Source organism: Nonlabens arenilitoris (genome assembly GCF_002954765.1).
Classification (GTDB): domain Bacteria; phylum Bacteroidota; class Bacteroidia; order Flavobacteriales; family Flavobacteriaceae; genus Nonlabens; species Nonlabens arenilitoris.
Genome location: NZ_MTPW01000001.1, coordinates 3215854 through 3234976, shown reverse-complemented (window position 1 = coordinate 3234976; position 19123 = coordinate 3215854). Strand labels below are relative to the sequence as shown.

Annotated in this window: 13 protein-coding genes and 1 pseudogene; 12 read left to right on the top strand and 2 right to left on the bottom strand. The window is 32.7% G+C overall.

Annotated features, from left to right (window positions below; all coding sequences use genetic code 11):
- Window positions 1-99: 99 nt before the first annotated feature.
- The 12 genes and pseudogenes from BST92_RS15505 to BST92_RS14435 form a co-directional block, all read left to right on the top strand.
- A pseudogene (locus BST92_RS15505) lies at window positions 100-255 on the top strand (DapH/DapD/GlmU-related protein); the annotation flags it as partial.
- A gap of 2 nt (window positions 256-257) precedes the next feature.
- A complete protein-coding gene (locus BST92_RS14480) occupies window positions 258-2387 on the top strand; it encodes a bi-domain-containing oxidoreductase (RefSeq protein ID WP_105072105.1) in 2130 nt (709 codons plus the stop codon).
- Window positions 2388-2450: 63 nt separating this feature from the next.
- Window positions 2451-4010 carry a heparinase II/III family protein gene (locus BST92_RS14475; RefSeq protein ID WP_105072104.1) on the top strand — a complete coding sequence of 520 codons (1560 nt, stop codon included), beginning with the start codon at window positions 2451-2453 and terminating at the stop codon, window positions 4008-4010.
- Window positions 4007-5185, top strand: a complete 1179-nt coding sequence (locus tag BST92_RS14470; RefSeq protein WP_105072103.1) for a glycosyltransferase family 4 protein — start codon at window positions 4007-4009, stop codon at window positions 5183-5185. Before BST92_RS14475 ends, BST92_RS14470 begins: the two co-directional genes overlap by 4 nt.
- Window positions 5175-6107, top strand: coding sequence for an NAD-dependent epimerase/dehydratase family protein (locus BST92_RS14465; protein ID WP_105072102.1), 933 nt, complete (start codon window positions 5175-5177; stop codon window positions 6105-6107). Before BST92_RS14470 ends, BST92_RS14465 begins: the two co-directional genes overlap by 11 nt.
- Window positions 6107-7069: an MraY family glycosyltransferase gene (locus tag BST92_RS14460; RefSeq protein ID WP_105072101.1), complete on the top strand. Its 963-nt coding sequence runs from the start codon at window positions 6107-6109 to the stop codon at window positions 7067-7069. The genes BST92_RS14465 and BST92_RS14460 overlap by 1 nt, the downstream gene beginning before the upstream one ends.
- Before the next feature lie 3 nt (window positions 7070-7072).
- Window positions 7073-8206, top strand: coding sequence for a DegT/DnrJ/EryC1/StrS family aminotransferase (locus BST92_RS14455; protein ID WP_105072100.1), 1134 nt, complete (start codon window positions 7073-7075; stop codon window positions 8204-8206).
- Between the two features lie 287 nt (window positions 8207-8493).
- On the top strand, window positions 8494-11688 hold the full coding sequence (locus BST92_RS14450; RefSeq protein WP_105072099.1) for a T9SS type A sorting domain-containing protein: 3195 nt from the start codon (window positions 8494-8496) through the stop codon (window positions 11686-11688).
- An 87-nt stretch (window positions 11689-11775) separates the two neighbouring features.
- Complete coding sequence (locus tag BST92_RS14445; protein ID WP_342747882.1) at window positions 11776-13590, top strand: polysaccharide biosynthesis protein; 1815 nt, start codon at window positions 11776-11778, stop codon at window positions 13588-13590.
- Window positions 13587-13772 (top strand): hypothetical protein, encoded by a 186-nt coding sequence (locus BST92_RS15475; RefSeq protein WP_342747881.1) that lies wholly within the window; start codon window positions 13587-13589, stop codon window positions 13770-13772. Before BST92_RS14445 ends, BST92_RS15475 begins: the two co-directional genes overlap by 4 nt.
- Window positions 13773-13789: 17 nt before the next feature.
- A complete protein-coding gene (locus BST92_RS14440) occupies window positions 13790-14581 on the top strand; it encodes a polysaccharide biosynthesis/export family protein (protein ID WP_105072098.1) in 792 nt (263 codons plus the stop codon).
- 3 nt (window positions 14582-14584) lie between these two features.
- Window positions 14585-16969, top strand: coding sequence for a GumC family protein (locus tag BST92_RS14435; RefSeq protein WP_105072097.1), 2385 nt, complete (start codon window positions 14585-14587; stop codon window positions 16967-16969).
- A gap of 3 nt (window positions 16970-16972) precedes the next feature.
- On the opposite strand, the gene BST92_RS14430 is transcribed toward BST92_RS14435, so the two are convergent.
- Both BST92_RS14430 and BST92_RS14425 read right to left on the bottom strand, forming a co-directional pair.
- Complete coding sequence (locus tag BST92_RS14430; protein ID WP_105072096.1) at window positions 16973-17704, bottom strand: tyrosine-protein phosphatase; 732 nt, start codon at window positions 17702-17704, stop codon at window positions 16973-16975.
- Window positions 17705-17713: 9 nt separating this feature from the next.
- A complete protein-coding gene (locus BST92_RS14425; RefSeq protein ID WP_105072095.1) occupies window positions 17714-19093 on the bottom strand; it encodes a tetratricopeptide repeat protein in 1380 nt (459 codons plus the stop codon).
- Window positions 19094-19123: the final 30 nt, after the last annotated feature.

Genomic DNA, 19123 nt, shown 5'->3' with positions numbered 1-19123 from the left:
GGATATCGAACAATAATTTCTTCAGCCAATCATGTGATTCCTGAAAATAAAGGCCATATTTTTGGTTCTGGACATAACAAAGAAAAAGTTATTATAGAGTGTGATGTATGGATTGGTGGTAATTGCACCATTGTTGCAGGAGTAATTATAGGTGAAGGTGCTGTGATCGCAGCCGGCAGTGTAGTGACAAAAGACGTAGAACCATTTACTATAGTTGGAGGAGTTCCCGCTAAATTGATTAAAAAAAGAAATTAGAGATGAAGCAAATCATACAATCCTTTAAAACGGGAGAAACTATATTAGAAGAATTGCCTGCACCACAAGTAAAACGTGGTCATGTACTTATACAAACTACTAAATCTCTAGTTTCTCTTGGAACTGAGCGCATGTTGGTAGAATTTGGGAAATCTAATTTGATTTCCAAAGCTCGTCAACAACCAGATAAAGTGAAAATGGTACTTGATAAAATCAAGACCGAGGGTTTGATGCCTACATTAGAAGCCGTTTTTAATAAATTGGGAGAGCCACTTCCGTTAGGTTATTGTAACGTAGGAAAGGTTATAGAAGTAGGAGAAGGTGTTTCAGAATTTAAAGTAGGTGATCGCGTTGCTTCAAATGGTGGACATGCGGAATTTGTATGTATTCCAAAAAACCTGGTAGCCTCTATTCCAGATAATGTAACAGATGAGCAAGCTGCTTTTACTGTTATAGGTAGTATAGGTCTTCAAGGAATCAGATTGTGTGAACCTACGCTAGGCGAAACTATTGTAGTTACCGGATTAGGTCTTATAGGTTTAATGACAGCACAACTTTTAAAAGCAAATGGATGTAATGTTATAGGAATAGATTTTGATCAAATGAAACTTGATCTTGCTAAAAAATGGGGAATTACTACAATCAATCCAGCTCAAGGAGAAGATCCTGTTAAAACCGTAATGCAACTTACCGATGGTGTTGGAGCTGATGGAGTTATTATCACCGCATCAACTAAATCTAATGATGTTATTTCGCAAGCTGCACAAATGTCTCGTAAGAGAGGTCGAATCATTTTAGTTGGTGTGATAGGTTTGGAGTTAAGTAGAGCAGAATTCTATGAAAAAGAATTATCATTTCAAGTTTCCTGTTCTTATGGACCAGGACGTTATGATGAAGATTATGAGACTAAAGGAAACGATTATCCTCTTCCTTTTGTAAGATGGACAGAAAAACGCAATTTTGAAACTATACTGAGTTCGATTTCTAAAAAGTATATAGAGGTGGATCCTTTAATAACTGAAGTTGTTGAATTAAAGGATTATCTTAAGATCTATGGAGAAATTGGAAGTTCTAAATCAATAGCCTCACTGCTTAACTACAGTGATATCACCTATTCTAATACCATAACTGTTTCTCAAAATAGGGGTAATTCTAGTAATAAATCAAATAAAGGAGTTGCTATTGTTGGAGCTGGAAATTTCACAAAAATGACTATGTTACCAGCCATGATGAATCTTGGTATGGATTTACAATATATAGTAAGTTCAGGTGGTTTATCTGGAACTACTCTTGCAAAAAAGTTTCAGATCATTCAAAGTACGACGGATTATGACCAAGTTCTTAAAGACGCTAATATTAATACGGTAATGATTACCACTAGACATCACTTACATGCTCCGATGGTAAAAGCTGCTCTAATGGCTGGTAAGAATGTCTTTGTAGAGAAACCTCTCGCGCTTAATAATGAAGAACTTAAAGAGATTATTAATGCCTACAATAATAGTAAGGCTACGCTAACTGTCGGATTTAATCGTAGATTTTCTCCTCATGCTTTAAAAATGAAAAAAGCAATCGGTTATGGAGATACACCAATTAATGTAATTGCCACGATGAATGCGGGAGCGATACCACCAGATGTATGGGTGCATGATCTTAAAGTTGGTGGTGGGCGTATTATAGGAGAGGCATGTCATTTCATAGATTTAATTTCTTACTTTACAGGAAGTAAAGTAGTCTCTGTTTGTATGAATGCAATGGGTATAAATCCTGAAGAAAATACCGATAATGCAAGTATATTATTAAAGTATGAAAACGGATCGAATGGGGTAATAAATTACTTTGCAAATGGAAGTAAAGCTTACTCTAAAGAGCGTGTTGAAATCTATAGTCAGGAGCGCACTCTCGTTTTAGACAATTGGAGAAAACTTAAAGCTTATGGCTTTAAAGGGTTTAAAGGGATGAAGTCAAAGTTGGATAAAGGTCATAAGAGTCAGTTTACTTTACTTGCTCAACAGATTAATTCAGGAGGTGATTCGTTAATAGAATTTGAGTCATTGGTCAATACTACTCAAGCATCATTTGCTGCCATTGAGAGCTTAAAATCTCAATCTTGGGTAGACGTAATGAATTAGCTTTTTATTATCTCTTTTACAAAAGTAGAATAAGATTAGCTAAATTCTAGTAAATATAGCTCCATGAACTTGAAAAATGCACTTCGAATTTATCATACAATTAAATACTTAAAGTGGAAACAAGTAAAGTTTCAATTATTGTACAGGTTTAAGGCGCTTTATTATAAAGCACCAAATCTTGTTGATGTAAAATTGGATAAGCTTCCCATTTGGAAACCTGTATTATTTAATAGTAAATCCTATGAAAACGGTATTTTCTGTTTTTTAAATGTTGAAGAAACTTTTGAAAACACAATTAATTGGAACTTTTCTGATCATGGGAAACTATGGACATATAACTTAAACTACTTTGAATTTTTAAACTCTAAAGAATGCAGCTCACAAGACGGTTATAAATTAATCAAAGATCATAGTCTACAACGAGACAAGTTAATAGACGGTTTAGAGCCTTATCCAATTTCATTACGCATAATGAATTGGGTTAAGTTTTTAGCATTTCATAAAATTAATGATTCTTACATTAATGGCGTTATTGCAAATGACACAAAAATTTTAAGAGACCATCTCGAATTTCATATTCTTGCAAATCATCTTCTTGAAAACATTTTTGCTTTGTACATGGCTAGTATCTTTTTAGACGATAAAGTTTTGTACACAAAAAGTTTAAAGCTTTTAAAAGAGGAATTAAATGAACAGATTTTGAAGGATGGTGGACATTTTGAACAATCACCTATGTATCATCAAATCATTCTTTATCGTTTGTTAGATGTTATAAATTTTAATATTAGTAATAAGATTGATATTGATAAATTGTTGATCTCAAAGGTTAAGAAAATGCTCTCTTGGTTAGAAAAAATTTCTTTTTCTAATGGTGACATTCCCTACATAAATGATGCCGCACCGGACATTGCTCCTACAACTGTAGAGCTTTTAAATTACGCTAAATATTTAGATATTAATTATCTGCAATTACCTTTGTCAGATTCTGGCTATCGCAAAGTGAATACTTCAAATTATGAAGTCGTAGTGGATGTTGCCAATATTGCTTCTAATTATCAACCGGGACATTTACATTCTGATACCTTGCAATTTATTATGTATTTTAGGGGTAGACCACTGTTTGTTGAAACGGGAACTTCTACATACGAAAAAAACAAGTTACGTAATAATCAAAGATCTTCTGCTGCTCATAATACAGTAGCGATTGGTGGAAGAAACTCTTATGATGTCTGGGGTGGATTTAGAGTAGGTGAGAGGTCTGAATTAAAACTTCATGAAGATTCGGATGATAAAATAGAAGCTGAACTCAACTTGTTTTTTGGAGGAACACATTATCGTACTTTCGAATTTCTAAATAAAACTTTGATTATTAATGATCGAGTCAATTCTAAGTATAACGTGCCACACGAAGCCCATTTTCATATTGATTATAATAGAAATGTGGACAATGGAACACAAGAGAATACCTTTATTATAGATGGTAAAATTTTAATAAGTTTTGAACATTTCACATCTATACAGCTTCAAAAATATAATCAAACGATAGGCTTTAATAAAACAAAAGAGGCTTCGAAAATAGTTGTTACTTTTGCAAATCAATTGAAGACCACTATTGACTTATGAGAATCCTTTTTTTAACTTACTATTTTGAACCAGATTTGTGTGCAGGATCTTTTCGTAACACTTCATTATTCAAAGCTCTGATTAAGAGTAAGTCAGTAGATACTACGATTGATGTGATTACTACTTTTCCTAATAGATATGATTCCTTTGATGCAAACGCAAAAGCTAGAGAGGTATATGAAGAAGGAGTAGTTGTGCATAGAGTCCAATTACCTAAACATGGTAGTGGCCTTAAAGGTCAAATCATTGCCTTTAAATATTTTTATAATCAGGCGCGTCAATTAGTTCGTGATAGGGAATATGATTTAGTTTATGCATCTTCCTCAAGGTTGTTTACAGCTTTTTTAGGCTCTAAAATTGCTCGTAAAAATAAAGCAACATTATACCTAGATATTAGAGATATTTTTAGAGAAAGTGTTGTTGAGATATTTAATTCTAAAGCCTTAAAGTTTGGATTAAATTTGTTTTTGAGACCTATTGAAAAGTATACATTTAGTCGAGCAAATCACATCAACTTAGTTTCTAAAGGGTTTCAAACATATTTTAAAAAATATAATCAAGCCTCATTTACTTATTACACTAACGGTATAGATCAGATTTTTATAGATCAGTTTGAAGCAACAATACCTGTTGTTAATCATGTACATAAAAAAACCTTAATCTACGCTGGGAATATGGGTGAAGGGCAAGGATTGGATAAAATAATACCGCAAGCAGCTTCTAAACTTCCTGAATATACTTTTATTTTAATCGGTGATGGTGGGACAAAAGTAAAATTAAGGGAAGAAATTCAAAGATTAGGACTTATTAATGTTGAACTGCGTGATCCTGTTACAAGAAAACAACTGATTGAGTTATATCAAGAAGCCGGTTTTCTTTTCCTACATCTCAATGATTACAAGGCTTTTGAAAGGGTTCTACCTTCTAAGCTTTTTGAATATGCAACTTTTAATAAACCGATAGTGGCAGGAGTTGGTGGATATGCAGCTCAATTTATTAAAGAAGAATTACCGGACACTTTACTATTTAAACCTACAGACTCAGTTGAATTAGTAAATTTATTGAAAAACTTTAATGGATTGATTACTGATAAATCAAGTTTCATTAGTAAATTCAATCGTGCCAGTATCAATCAATTAATGTCTATGTCTATCATCAAGGCTCATGAAGAATAAAATTATTGTATCTGGTGCAACAGGTTTCGTAGGTCAAAATTTAGTTCCCTTTTTAGAAAATAAAAATTGGTCTATTATTCCGCTTTCGCGAAAGCTAGAACAGAATAATACTTCATTGAACTATGAAAATTTAACTATAGACGATTTTAATGCTGCCTATGCATTCATTCACCTTGCGGGAAAAGCACATGATTTAAAGAAAACTTCTCTAGATGATGAATATTACGAAGTAAATACAGAGCTTACTAAGAGCTTATTTGACTTATTTTTGCAGTCCGACTCTAAAGTGTTTATATATTTTAGCTCAGTAAAAGCAGTTGCAGATGAAGTAAAAGGAATCTTAAAAGAGGATCATCCTTATGAGCCAGGAACTGTTTACGGTAAATCAAAAGCACTCGCTGAACAGTATTTATTGAGTAAGACCATACCGTCAGATAAAAAATTATACATCCTTAGACCTTGTATGATTCATGGTCCAGGTAATAAAGGAAATTTAAATTTATTGTATAAAGTAGTTTCTAAGGGAATTCCATATCCACTAGCATCTTTTGATAATAAGAGATCTTTTGTTTCTATTACTACAATTACTGAGGTAATAGAGAATTTGTTAACTAGACGGCCTGATTCTGACGTATTTAATATGGCAGATGATTATTCAATTTCAACTAATGAATTGATAAAAGTAATGGCTCTTGCAATTGATAAAAAACCTAATTTGATTTCTATTAATTCTACTTTCATACGATGGATGGCTAGTGTTGGTACTTTATTGGGATTACCTTTAAATAGAGAAAGATTGCAAAAGCTAACTGAATCTTATGAAGTAAGTAATAGTAAGATTAGAAAAGTACTAAACATATCTAAGCCTTATGATACTAAAGCTGGTTTAACAGCAACTGTAAAATCATTTAATATTAAATAATGCTGTATATTTTTGTATTTTTAGTTTTATTATCTCTTTCCTACGTCTATCTAAAACTAGCAGATAGATTCAACATCATAGATAAACCTAATCACAGAAGTTCACATACTCAGATTACTATAAGAGGTGGTGGTATCATATTCTACATTGCGTTGCTTATTTTTTTTATTACCAGTGGTTTTGAATACCCATATTTATTTATAGGCACAACCATTATTGCATTGGTAAGTTTTGTAGATGATTTAAGGCCACAACCACCAGCGTTACGTTTACCCGTTCAATTTATTGCTATAGCTTTGGCTATTTATCAGGTAAGTTTAGATTTCCCTTTAATATCATTAATTCTATTATTGATAGTAGGTGTAGGGTTTGTAAATGCATTTAATTTTATGGATGGGATTAATGGGATAACCGGAATGTATTCGATAGTCATCGTAAGTTTTTTACTTTTTTTCAATATTTATGAAGCTACTTTTGTAAACTTAGACTTGCTATATTATTTACTTTTTTCTCTAATTGTTTTTGGTTTTTATAATTTCAGAAAAAAGGCGCTGTTTTTTTCTGGAGATGTAGGTAGTATTTCTATAGCGGTGGTTTTGTTTTTTCTAGTTTATCAATTTTACTTTACATTAAAAGCACCAGTAGCTATTTTGCTAGTCGCAGTTTATGGGGTAGATACTGTACTAACGATCATACGCAGAATTAAGATGAAAGAAAAAATTTCAGAAGCACATAGACATCATCTTTATCAATTATTTGTTGATTCAAAACGGTTTTCTCATATCACTACTTCATTAATGTATAGTGTAATTCAGTTATTGTGCTGCATCATAGTTTATTACAGCTTTCAGTTGGGATTGTGGGAGCAACTATTAATTGTTACGCTAGTTTTACTTTCGATTACTTTTTGTTATATTTTCTTTGTTCGTTACTTTCTTAAAATGCGTGTGAAAGCATCATAAAATATGAAAAAACGTATTTATTTATCACCGCCAATTTATGGTGATCAGACTATTTTATCTACACCATCAAGTATAAATGTTTATGATGGCATCTATAAAGATATTGATGGTTTTGAGAAAATAGTCAAAGAGTATTTAAATACGGATAAGCAGGTTGTTGCTCTCAATTCTGGTACATCAGCAATTCATATGGCTTTAATTCTTGCAGGTGTTGAAGAAGATGATATTGTACTGTGTCAATCTATGACTTTTGTTGCCTGTGCAAACCCTATTCTATATCAAAGAGCAAAACCAGTGTTTGTTGGTAGTGAAGAGAGTACCTGGAATATGTGTCCAGAAGCTTTAGAACTAGCTTACCTAGAGTGCGTTAAAAAAGGAAAAATCCCCAAAGCTATAATTGTAACCAGCCTTTATGGTATGTCCAGTAATATGGATGCTATTGGAAGCTTTGCTAGAAAAAAAAGTATAAAGTTAATTGAGGACAGTGCTGAAGCTTTAGGTGCAGCGTATAGAAATCAAAAACTGTCCACCATTGGAGATTACGGAATTTTGTCTTTTAATTTAAATAAAATAATCACAACAGCTGGTGGTGGGATTTTAGTTGTAAACTCAATAGAAGAGAAGCAAAAAGTACTTCATCTAGCAACTCAGGCCAAATCAAATTTACAATACTATCATCATGACACCTTAGGATACAACTATAGGTTAGGTCATATAAATGCAGCCCTAGGAGTAATACAATTTAAAGAATTAGAAAATAACCTTAAGAAAAGAAAGGCCAACCATAAATTCTATGAAGAGCTATTTAAACATATTAGTGGAATATATGTCCATAAAGAACCCGATGGTCATTTTATTTCCAACCACTGGCTCAGTGCTATTCTAGTAGATCCTTCAAAAACAGGTGGAATTACTCGAGAAGATGTCAGACTTTCCTTAGAAAAAGACAATATAGAGTCCAGACCATTATGGAAGCCTATGCACATGCAACCACTTTATAAGGACTATCCTTATTATGGTAATAAAGTTTGTGAAACTTTATTTGAAAATGGATTGTGCTTACCTTCTGGTTCTAATCTGACAGATGAAGATAGACAACGCATTACAACCTCTATTCATACTATTTTTAATAAGTAGTTGTGGTACGCTTTCGCGAAAGCGTATTAAAAATAATTTCTAGATTTAGAAAGTCGGTAACACTCAACTAGTGCTATCGGCTTTTTTATCGGGTACCACTATTAGATGGTGTTGAAGAAGTTTATTCGTTTCATGAAGGGTTCTATAAGCATGCAAGTCATTTATTATCAGTAGAAGGAATTGTTCAGTTATCAAATAAAACTTAATAACTTAACCTAGGCTTAATGTAAATCCATTATGAATTTGTAGTAATAACGATATTTTTGTAATTCTATAAAATCGTACAAATGAAAAAAATATTACTATTTAGTGCATTTCTTTTTACGCTATTGAGCTATGGTCAATCGACAATAGCTAGTCAAGGATTTGAACAAAATATGAGTGACACATGGCCTCTAACACTTTCTACTCCGGCATGTTCTAGTGGAGGAGATGTTTGGGATTATGTTGCTAGTCAGAGTTCAATTAATCCTTCTCAAGGAATTCAGTTATGGGGAGTTTCAGATTTAAATGGGAATTGTGGTTCTGCCTCTGGTGAAACTCTTAATTTTGGAAGTATTAGTACAAATGGGTTTACAAATGTAAATATCAAATTTGACTACAACATTTTAGGTTTTGATAATAATGATGATGTTTTTTATACTGTAACTATAGATGGAATAGCTCAATCAGAAGTTCAACTTGTCGATGGTGGCTCAAATTTCACAACGCCTGGTTATGTAACTTCTTCTATTTCTATTCCTGACGGAAGTTCTTCAGTAGCATTTCAATTACGTATTACTCAAAATGGTGGAGACCATGCTGGTTTTGATAATTTTAGAGTTGAAGGATTAATGGTTGGTGGTAATCTGGCTCCATCGGTAACTAATATTTCAAACAGTCCATTAGTACCAGCTTCTACTGAAACAGTAACTATCAATGCAGATGTTATTGATGCAGATGGTCTTGCTAGTGTGGTATTAGAATATGGGTTTGCAACAGGTGTTTATGATCAGCCTTCAGTAGTGATGACATTAAGTAGTGGTGATACTTACACAGCTAGTATACCAGCGGTTGCTGATGGTACTACAGTTTATTATCAAATAGTTGCCACAGATGCTAACGCGGCACCAGAAACTACAACGACAACCGAACAATCTTATACGGTAACAGATCCGCAACCACAAGGATTGCAAGTGGATATGGTAGATACCAACTATCTTATTGATTTTGATAATACGGTAGCAAATGTTAATAATGGAGCATTTAATGGTTCTGGTTTTGCAATGGTACCTACTGCAGGACAATTAGATGCTGATGCTTTTGCTATAACAGGTTTACAAGATGGAACCACCTCTTTTGGCGATGAACAATCTGGCAATGATTTTGGTAAAGGAACCTCTGATGGTGGCGTGAGTAGCGGTGGAATTTATGCTTTTGAAGTAGCACCAGGTGATTTTGCACTAGGTGTGCAGCCTACAGCAAGTGATTTTACTCCAGGAACTATCCATTTTCAATTTACCAATAATACTGGAGTCACGATTACAGATTTATCAATAGCTTATGACTTTTATGTATTAGATAACGAAAATCGAGCAAATGATTTTAGATTCTCCCATGGAACAGATATCAACTCACTTACTGAAATAACTGATGTTGCTCTTACATCTATGTTAGGTCAAGATGTGATTGAAGAATGGAAACGCAATATGGTAGCTTTGGATATGACAGGCTTAAATATAGCTAACGGTGCTACTTATGTTCTAGCATGGTCTTCTGCAGATAGCGGAAGTAATTCTTCTGATGAAATTGCTTTAGATAATATACAAATTTTGGCTAATCCTAGCATAGAAACTATCGTAGCAGAAGGTATTTATGAATCGATGACTTTGTTGAGTTCAGTATCTTTAATAGATGAAACTGAATTGAATAGTCATTTAAAGTTAGTTTCAGGAAATCTAATCACAAATGATCAATTGACTTTTAAATCCATTGATGGTAAAAGTGCCGTTATTGAAGAGGTGATTTCTGGGTCAATAACTGGTGATGTTACGGTTGAACAATTTTACCCAGCACAACGAGCTTTTAGGTTTGTAAGTTCACCAGTAGATATGACGGGTACTATTTTTGATAATTGGCAGCAAGGTGGATTAAATCCTGGTGATGCAGGATATCAAGCAGGAATAGGAACACAAATTACGGGAGGAACATCTGGTGGATTTGATATTTCGGGTTCTAATAATCCATCTGCTTTTACTTTTAGTAATGATGGAACACAAGTCTGGCAAACTCCAACTGCTACTGATGATATGAATGCATCTTTAATCGCAGGAACACCTTACCGATTATTTATAAGAGGAGATCGTTCCATAGATTTAACGATTAGTGATATGCCTAATGATACCAAGTTAACCACTACAGGTGAACTAAAACTAAACGATGCCATTCAAACTTTTGATGCTAGTTTGTCGACTGGTGATTTTGTATTTGTCGGTAATCCTTATCAAGCAAAGGTGGATGTTGGCGCTATGATTTTTAATACCATGACTAGTACTCAAGAAGACATGAATCCTAACTTTATGTATATATGGAATCCACAAGCTGGTACTAGAGGTGCTTATCGAGCTTATGATTTTTCAACAGATTCTAGCACACCTACAGATACAGAAGTTGATGGAGTGTTGCAACCTGGTCAATCTATGTTTTTACAAATATTAAATGATTCAGATGCAGATGTGCCTAGTGTAACTTTTAAAGAAAGCTATAAAGTATCTGGTTCTAACTTAACATCTACGTTTAGCTCACCACAAGGGTTTTTAACTTTAGATGTTTACAATTCGAACTCTACAGCATTAGATGGTCTTAAATTAAATTTTGATATAAATGGTCTTGACGGAATAGATTCGTTTGACTTATTGAAGATTGAGAATTTAGATGAAAATATTTCGATTATCAACAATACTAATAGACTTGCAATAGAGAGTCGTTCTAATCCTACTGACGGAACTATAATTCCTTTAGAGATCAAGAGATTTAATGATGGGAACTATAATTTCAAAACTAGATTGTCTGGTGTAAATAATTTGAACACCTATTTATATGATGCTCATACAAATCAGTATCATCTGATCGCTGCTGATGTACTTACTACAATTACCTTGAATTTTAACAACGGAATTTTGTCAAGTGTTGCATCTGATCGTTTCTCTATTTATTTTTCAAATGTGACCTTGAGCGAATTAGACATCGAGAGAAGTGAGTTAATGACCATTTATCCAAATCCGGTTACTGATGGAAGAATACAAGTTAATGGTTTAAGTAACAATGTTGATTCATCAGTTGAAATTCACAATTTGTCGGGACAATTGTTAATTCATCGAGATTTTAACACGTCTAACGGGCAAGTCATAGTGACTAATTTGGATAATTTAAATATGGGTGTATATTTGTTAACTGTAAAACAAGGGAATAATCGCTTAGTTGAAAAGATTGTTATCCAATAAAGTATAGCTCATTTAATCCTCACGTCTTATTTATAGACTGGATTATACAGTAGATTTATATTCATCATATAAGAATTAAAAAGGGTAATGGTAGCATTACCCTTTTTTAAACCAATTAATATTAGTCAAATGACTTGGGATTATTTTAAAAAAAGATTGTCACATGTATTGCTTAAAGGAGATAATGATCTAAAATTTAGAAATATCTCCTATTTACCGCGTTGGGCTGTTGTTGCAATAGATTCATGTATTGTCATGATATCTTTTTTAATAAGCTTTTTATTAGTTAAGAATTTATCGGTTTCATTTTATCCATCTTTAACCATATTTCAGCAAGGATTAGTAGTCTGCTTAGTCCAGTTTTCGTTTTTTTTCGTTTTTAGCACTTATGCCGGTTTAATAAGACATAGTACGACCGTTGATATTTTAAAAATAGCTTTAGCCGCTATATCAGCAGCGGTAGCTTTGATGATGATTAGTTATGGTTATCATTTTCTTTTTGATAAAAAACTTTTCTTAGTTCCTTTTTTAGCAATATTCGCCACGATTACTTTTGGTTTAATGTTATTGTTCAGAATGGTGGTAAAGTCGGTTTATCAACTTTTTACAAATCTTAATACTTCAGAGAAAAAAAGAGTGCTATTATTAGGAGTAAATGATGATACTATTTCAGTAGGAGAAGCCATGACCATTTCTAGAAATCAGGATTTTGATTTAGCGGGCTTTGTTTCTTTTACTAAATCACATTCAAAAATCAAAATTTTAGGAAAACCGATTTTTAAATATAGTAGCGACTTATACGAGAATTTACAGCCTTATGATATTGATGGTATCGTTATCGTAGGAGATACTATTTCTAACAAACAAAAAAATAATATTGTTGATGAATGCCTCAATTATGGGATTCAAATATATAATGCTCCAGTGATCAAGGAATGGAATGATTCTGAGAGTGTTCAAGGTAACATAAAGGAGATTCAAATTGAAGATTTATTAGAGCGTAATCCAATAGTATTAGATGATTCTCTCATCAATGAATATCTCAATAATAGAATAATATTAGTCACTGGTGGTGCAGGTTCGATAGGAAGCGAGATCGTTAGACAAGTTTCTCAATTTAAGCCTAGAAAACTGATTGTACTAGATCAAGCTGAATCACCTCTACATGAGCTTGAGTTAGAGCTAAGGTCAAAATTTAATGACGTTGACTTTGAGTTTGTTCTTGCTGATGTGGGAAACTTGAAGAGACTTACAAATCTGTTTAACAAGGAGAAAATTTCGGTTATTTTTCACGCTGCTGCTTATAAGCATGTACCACTTATTGAAAATAATCCATCTGAAGCTGTATTTGTTAATATAATTGGAACAATGCATCTTGCTAATCTTAGCACTCAATTTGGTGTGGATCGTTTTGTAATGGTTTCCACAGATAAGGCTGTTAATCCTACCAATGTGATGGGAGCTTCAAAACGTGCAGCCGAGATTTATGTTCAGGCGTTGCAAGCTGAAGAGTCCGGAACGTGTTTTATTACAACTCGATTCGGTAACGTATTGGGTTCCAATGGATCTGTTATTCCGCATTTTAAAAAGCAAATTGCTGCTGGCGGTCCAGTAACGGTAACGCATCAAGATATTATTCGCTATTTCATGACTATTCCAGAGGCATGTCAATTGGTATTACAGGCAGGAACCATGGGGCAAGGAGGAGAAGTTTTTGTTTTTGATATGGGGAAACCTGTTCGTATAATGGATCTTGCTGAGAAAATGATTAAACTTTCTGGTTTTGTACCTTATAATCAAATTGATATTAAAGTCATAGGATTAAGACCAGGTGAAAAGTTATTTGAAGAATTATTAAATGATTCTGCAAAAACGCTACCTACTCATCATAAAAAATTATGAGAGCAAAAGATCAGGTGATTGGTATGGAAGAGGTGAATAATTTTATTATAGAAATCGCTGCCGCAGCAGAACAACAAAATAATACACTGGTTGTTCAAAAACTTAAAGAATTAATACCGGAATTCTTGAGTCAAAATAGTATTTATGAAGAGCTGGATAAAGATGTCAAAATAAGTACCTAAAATCTTATATTTGCAAAATGGGAAAAATCACACTTTTAAAATTCAGTTTCATTGTAATGCTTGTTGCGATGGTGACTTCATCTTGTGTTTCTAAGAAAGACATTATATACGTACAAGATATTGATACAGCTTTATCTGAATCCCAATCGTCTAAATATGATGCGGTTATCACGAACGATGATATTTTAAAAATTATCGTCACCAGTGAAAATATGGAAAGTGTTCAACCATTTAATAAAGTGGTAAGTCCTGTTGTAAATCAAGAACTTTCTATCAGATCCCAAGAAACCTTACAGAGTTATCTTGTTGATGATGAAGGTTTTATTAATTATCCTTTGTTAGGCAAAGTGAAAGCTAGCGGTAATACTCGTATTGAATTTCAAGAACTTCTAAAAAATAAAATGCTTCAATACGTTAAGGATGCTGTTGTTGATGTTCGTATTATAAATTATAAGATTACTCTATTAGGTGAGGTCAATAGACCTGGTACCTATAAAGTTGATGACAATAGAATTACACTGCTTCAGGCAATAGGACTTGCAGGCGATTTGACGGTCTATGGTAGAAGAGACAATATTGTTGTTATTAGGGATATGAATGGAATTCAAACATCAACTAGAGTAGATTTAACAAGTGCCGATTTTATTTATTCACCATTCTATTATCTAAATCAGAACGATACGATAATTGTTGAACCTAATGGTGCTCAAATTCAGGCTTCTGGATTTAATAGAAATATCTCGGTTTATGTTTCTATCGCGTCCTTGTTACTGACAACTGTGGTGGTGTTTTCAAATTTGAATAAATAATTAATGAATAATCAAGATAATAATACAAACGAACAATCTTTAAGGGATCAGCTGAAGCCGTTTATAAAAGCGTGGCCTTGGGTCATCCTATCTGTTTTGTTTTGTATAGTGGTCTCTCAACTATATTTAAGATATGCCACAAAAAAGTATCAAGCTACAGCATCGATCATCATTAAAGACACTCAAATGGGTGGTGGCTTGTCTGAAACGGGTGTGCTTGGTGATATGGGGTTATTCGGGAGCAATTTCAATAGTGTAGAGAATGAGATCGAAATATTAAAATCTAAAAGGTTATTGTCAAATGTTATAGATCATTTTAATTTAACAACGACTTATTCTAGAAAAGGAAATGTTAAAGAAAGTGATGTTTACACTAATAGATTTTTAGATGTTAATCATTTAAAAAATGATTCCATTGTTCAGTTTAAAACTCCAATTACATTTTATGTAAAAGAGGTTAACGATTCTTTATTTGGGCTTAAATTAGAAGCCGATTCTCAGTGGATGACTAAAGAATATGGTGAGATTATAAATATTAATGATCAATCACTAATTTTTTCTCCAAAATCTTATGACAATAATGTCAGTACTGAAGGAAATAGTGAAGAAGCTACAGATTTAAAAATTGTGATAAGACCTATTGAGTTAGTGGTGCAGGATTATCATTCACGACTTACTGTTAATACCTCTGGTAAAAGAGGTAGTGTGGTTAACTTATCTATAACGGACGTAGTAGGTGAGCGTGCTGAAGATGTTTTAAATCAGCTCATTGAAGAGTATAACAAGGACGCTATAAATGATAAAAATATTGTAGCTCTTAATACTGCAAAGTTTATCGAAGAACGCCTTAACGATATTACTAAAGATCTTGATAGCGTAGAGACAGGTATTGAATCTTTTAAAACCAATAAAGGCCTTACCGACATTGGTGTGGAAACATCACTTGATTTGCAAAAAGTAAATGAAATTGAGTCTGAACTTTTAAAAGTAGAGACGCAATTATCTATAGGAAGGTCCTTGAAAGAATTCATGATTACCGATATTGAAAAAAGCGTTACTACTTCAGGACTTGGAATTAATGACCCTTCATTGATAGGTCTCATTAATAACTATAATGAAGTATTGACTACTTATCAAAGAGTAGGGCAGACCTCAACATCAGAAAGCCCTGTAATGGTTAAGCTATCGACTGAGTTAAACTCTTTAAAAAGAGGTATATTTAATTCGCTTGATGCTTATATCAATGGCTTAAAAGTGGAACAAAACAATCTACTAAGAAAGTCTAATCAAATAAATACTAACATTTCTCAGGTACCGAATAACGAGAAAACCAGTCGTAGCGTTGAGAGAAATCGTGAAGTTGTTGAAGCCATCTATTTATTGTTGAGAGAGAAACAAGAAACAACAGCTATATCTCTTGCGGTAACTGCACCTAAGGCAAAAATTGTTGATTCTGGATATGCACCAGAGACGCCTGTTTCACCTAAGCCTAAGATTATATTACTCGCTGCTTTAGTTCTAGGAGTTTTAATTCCGTTAGGTCTGGTTTATTTGAAACAAATTTTCTACAATAAAATTGAATCTAGAAAAGACTTAGAGAGAAATTTACCTCAGGTATCTATTTTAGGTGAAGTACCTAAATTAGAGAGTGATGCTAAAGATAGAATTATTCCTAATGACCGTAGTGTTCTCGCTGAATCCTTCAGAATTATTAGAACTAATTTACAGTATAAATTAGGAGCATTAAATCATGATGATACTAAAGTAGTTTTGGTAACTTCTACCGTAAAGGGTGAAGGTAAAACCACAACAGCATTTAATCTAGCAAGTACTTTTGCCTACAGTGGAAAAAAAGTATTATTAATAGGTGGTGATATACGTAATCCGCAACTTCATCGTTTCTTTGATGCTAGTTTAAAACGTAAAAAAGGAGTTACTGAGTACTTAGTCAATTCTGATTTAAAATTAGTAGATCTTGTAGTTCCTGTAGATGATAATAGTAATCTACATATGCTATTATCTGGTTCTATTCCTCCTAATCCTGCTGAGTTGTGGATGCAGAGTAGGACTAAAGATATGATTGAGGAAGCAAAAGGAATGTATGATTTAGTTATTATTGATTCTGCACCAACCATCGTTGTTACAGATACATTCTTAATTAATAAGTTTGCTGATGTAACTGTATATGTTACTAGAGCAAATCATACAGATCGTGGTCTTTTAGAATTTATCTCAGATACCATTAAAGATGGTAAATTAACTAATGTAGCTGCAGTTATTAACAGTGTTAAGTTGACTAATTTTGGATATGGTAATAAATATGGGTATTCATATTCAGCAGATAAGAAAACCTTTATGGAAAGATTAAAGGCTAAGCTAAACTTTTAAACATTAAAAGTTTAGCTTGCTATTTTCTATTACAGGTTGAATATTAGTAAGGATATTAGATTTAATTTGTATTTCCCTTATTTTTCTCAAATGTTCTGGTTTATGAGCATCTGTTCCTACTAGATCGTATAAGTTATGTTCTAATAGAAGAATTGCCTTTTTCTGAGCATCTTTACCGTAATGTCCATCTATAGAGAGAAGATTAAGTTGAAATAAGAATCCTCTATCTTTTAAGTCTTTATATTCTTCTATTCCTTTTATATATCTATATCTTTCGGGATGAGCTAGAATAGGTGAGATGTCTTTTTGTAACATGTTAAAGACAACTTCATTTACATATTCCGGTTTTTGAAAATAGGAAAACTCGGTAAGTAAAATACGATCTTTTAAAAAAAGTAGATTTTCATTTTCAATTAGTTGTTCAAAACCACTATCCATCATATACTCTGATGATGCATTGTAGATAAATGTATCTTGATTAAATTCTTTTAAATTCTCTATAGTATCTTTATAAGTTGACGTGATAGTGGATATATCATTACCATAATAGTCTTCCATGGTATGAGGTGTCGCTATACAACCTTTGTATCCTATTTCTTGATACAATTCAATCATCTTTAAGGTCGTAATTAAATCAGGCGATCCATCGTCAATACTAGGTAGGATATGGTTATGTATATCTATTAGTCCTTCTAGGTGGTCTACAAGGAAACTTTTCTTTGAGAAAAATAACATGAAATGTATTTATGTAATGATATGTTTGACTTCTTCCAGTTGCAATATTTCAGGATATAACTCTTCTATAATGATTAAGAATTCTGGATCATTTTTAAAAGCATTTTGTAAATGAAATCTGCCTTTGGTTATATTGTGCTGTTTAAAATAAGCACCAGCTAGTCTATATTCAAGTTCAGCATCATCGGGATAAAATTCTAATCCATGTTCTAAATTAGAAATTTGCCCATCAATTTCACCTAGGTATAATAAAATATCTGAACGTTGTAACCAGGTTTCTAATTCATAATTACCCAGATCGATTGCTTTGCGATATCCGTACTCTGCCTCTTCAAAAAAGTTTAATTTCTTATTCAATTTTGCATATCTGATCCAGTATAGGGCATTTTCACTATCTATTTCAGTTGCTTTTTCTATATAACTCAAAGCCTTTTGATAATTCAATTGTTTTGTGTAAAAATCAACTAATGCAATCCAACCTTTATCTAATAAAGGGTCTTCTTTTACGGTTTTCTTATAGAACTTTACAGCTAGATCAAATGCACCTAGTTTTTGATAGCACTTTCCTAACCTTAAATAAGCAAAAGATGTAGGATCATCCAGTTCTAGAGTGATTTGATAATTCTCTATCGCCTCATTATATTTCCCTAATTTTTCTAAGACTTTACCTTTCTCTAAATAAGCACCCACAAATAATTCATCTGATATGATGGCAAAATCAAAGGCTGCTAAAGCCTTGTCATACATTTTGAGATCAAAATATTGCTTACCTATCTGGTGCCAGGCGACCTCACTATATGGATTAGAATTAAGAAATTTATTTAAAAACGTTATTGCTTCTTTATTCTGCTTTAAGAAATCAAAACAATATATGATGTTGTATAAGGCAGAATAGTCTGTCTCATCTAATTCTAGACATTTTATAAAATTGTCTTTAGCAAAATTATAATCTTCAATAAATAGGTATTCCATACCTATTAAGTTATATACATCTGCTTGATCTTCAGTAAGTTTTAATGCTTGATTTAAAAGTTCTATCGCTTTTTCATGATCATCACATTTAGAAAAAATATTAGCTTTCTGAATATAAATTTCAGAGTTGTGGGGTTGTAATTCGTATAAAGTGTTTAATAATTCGTGAGCTTGTTCAAACTCATTATCAAATACGAGAATCTCTGCTTGTAACAATCTAATTTCAACAGAACTAGGATGTTGTGAAAGGCCTAACTGAACGGCTTTACGCGCCATAATCATTTTGCCTGTCTCAAGATAATGCTCAACTATCTGTTCAAATTCTTCACTATCAAAAAATCCAACCTCGTTAGATTTAAGCATTAATTCAAACTTTTTAACGCTCATAAAGCCATCACTATTAAGTTCAAAATGCATATATCGTTTTTAAGAATTGTACTCTTACTA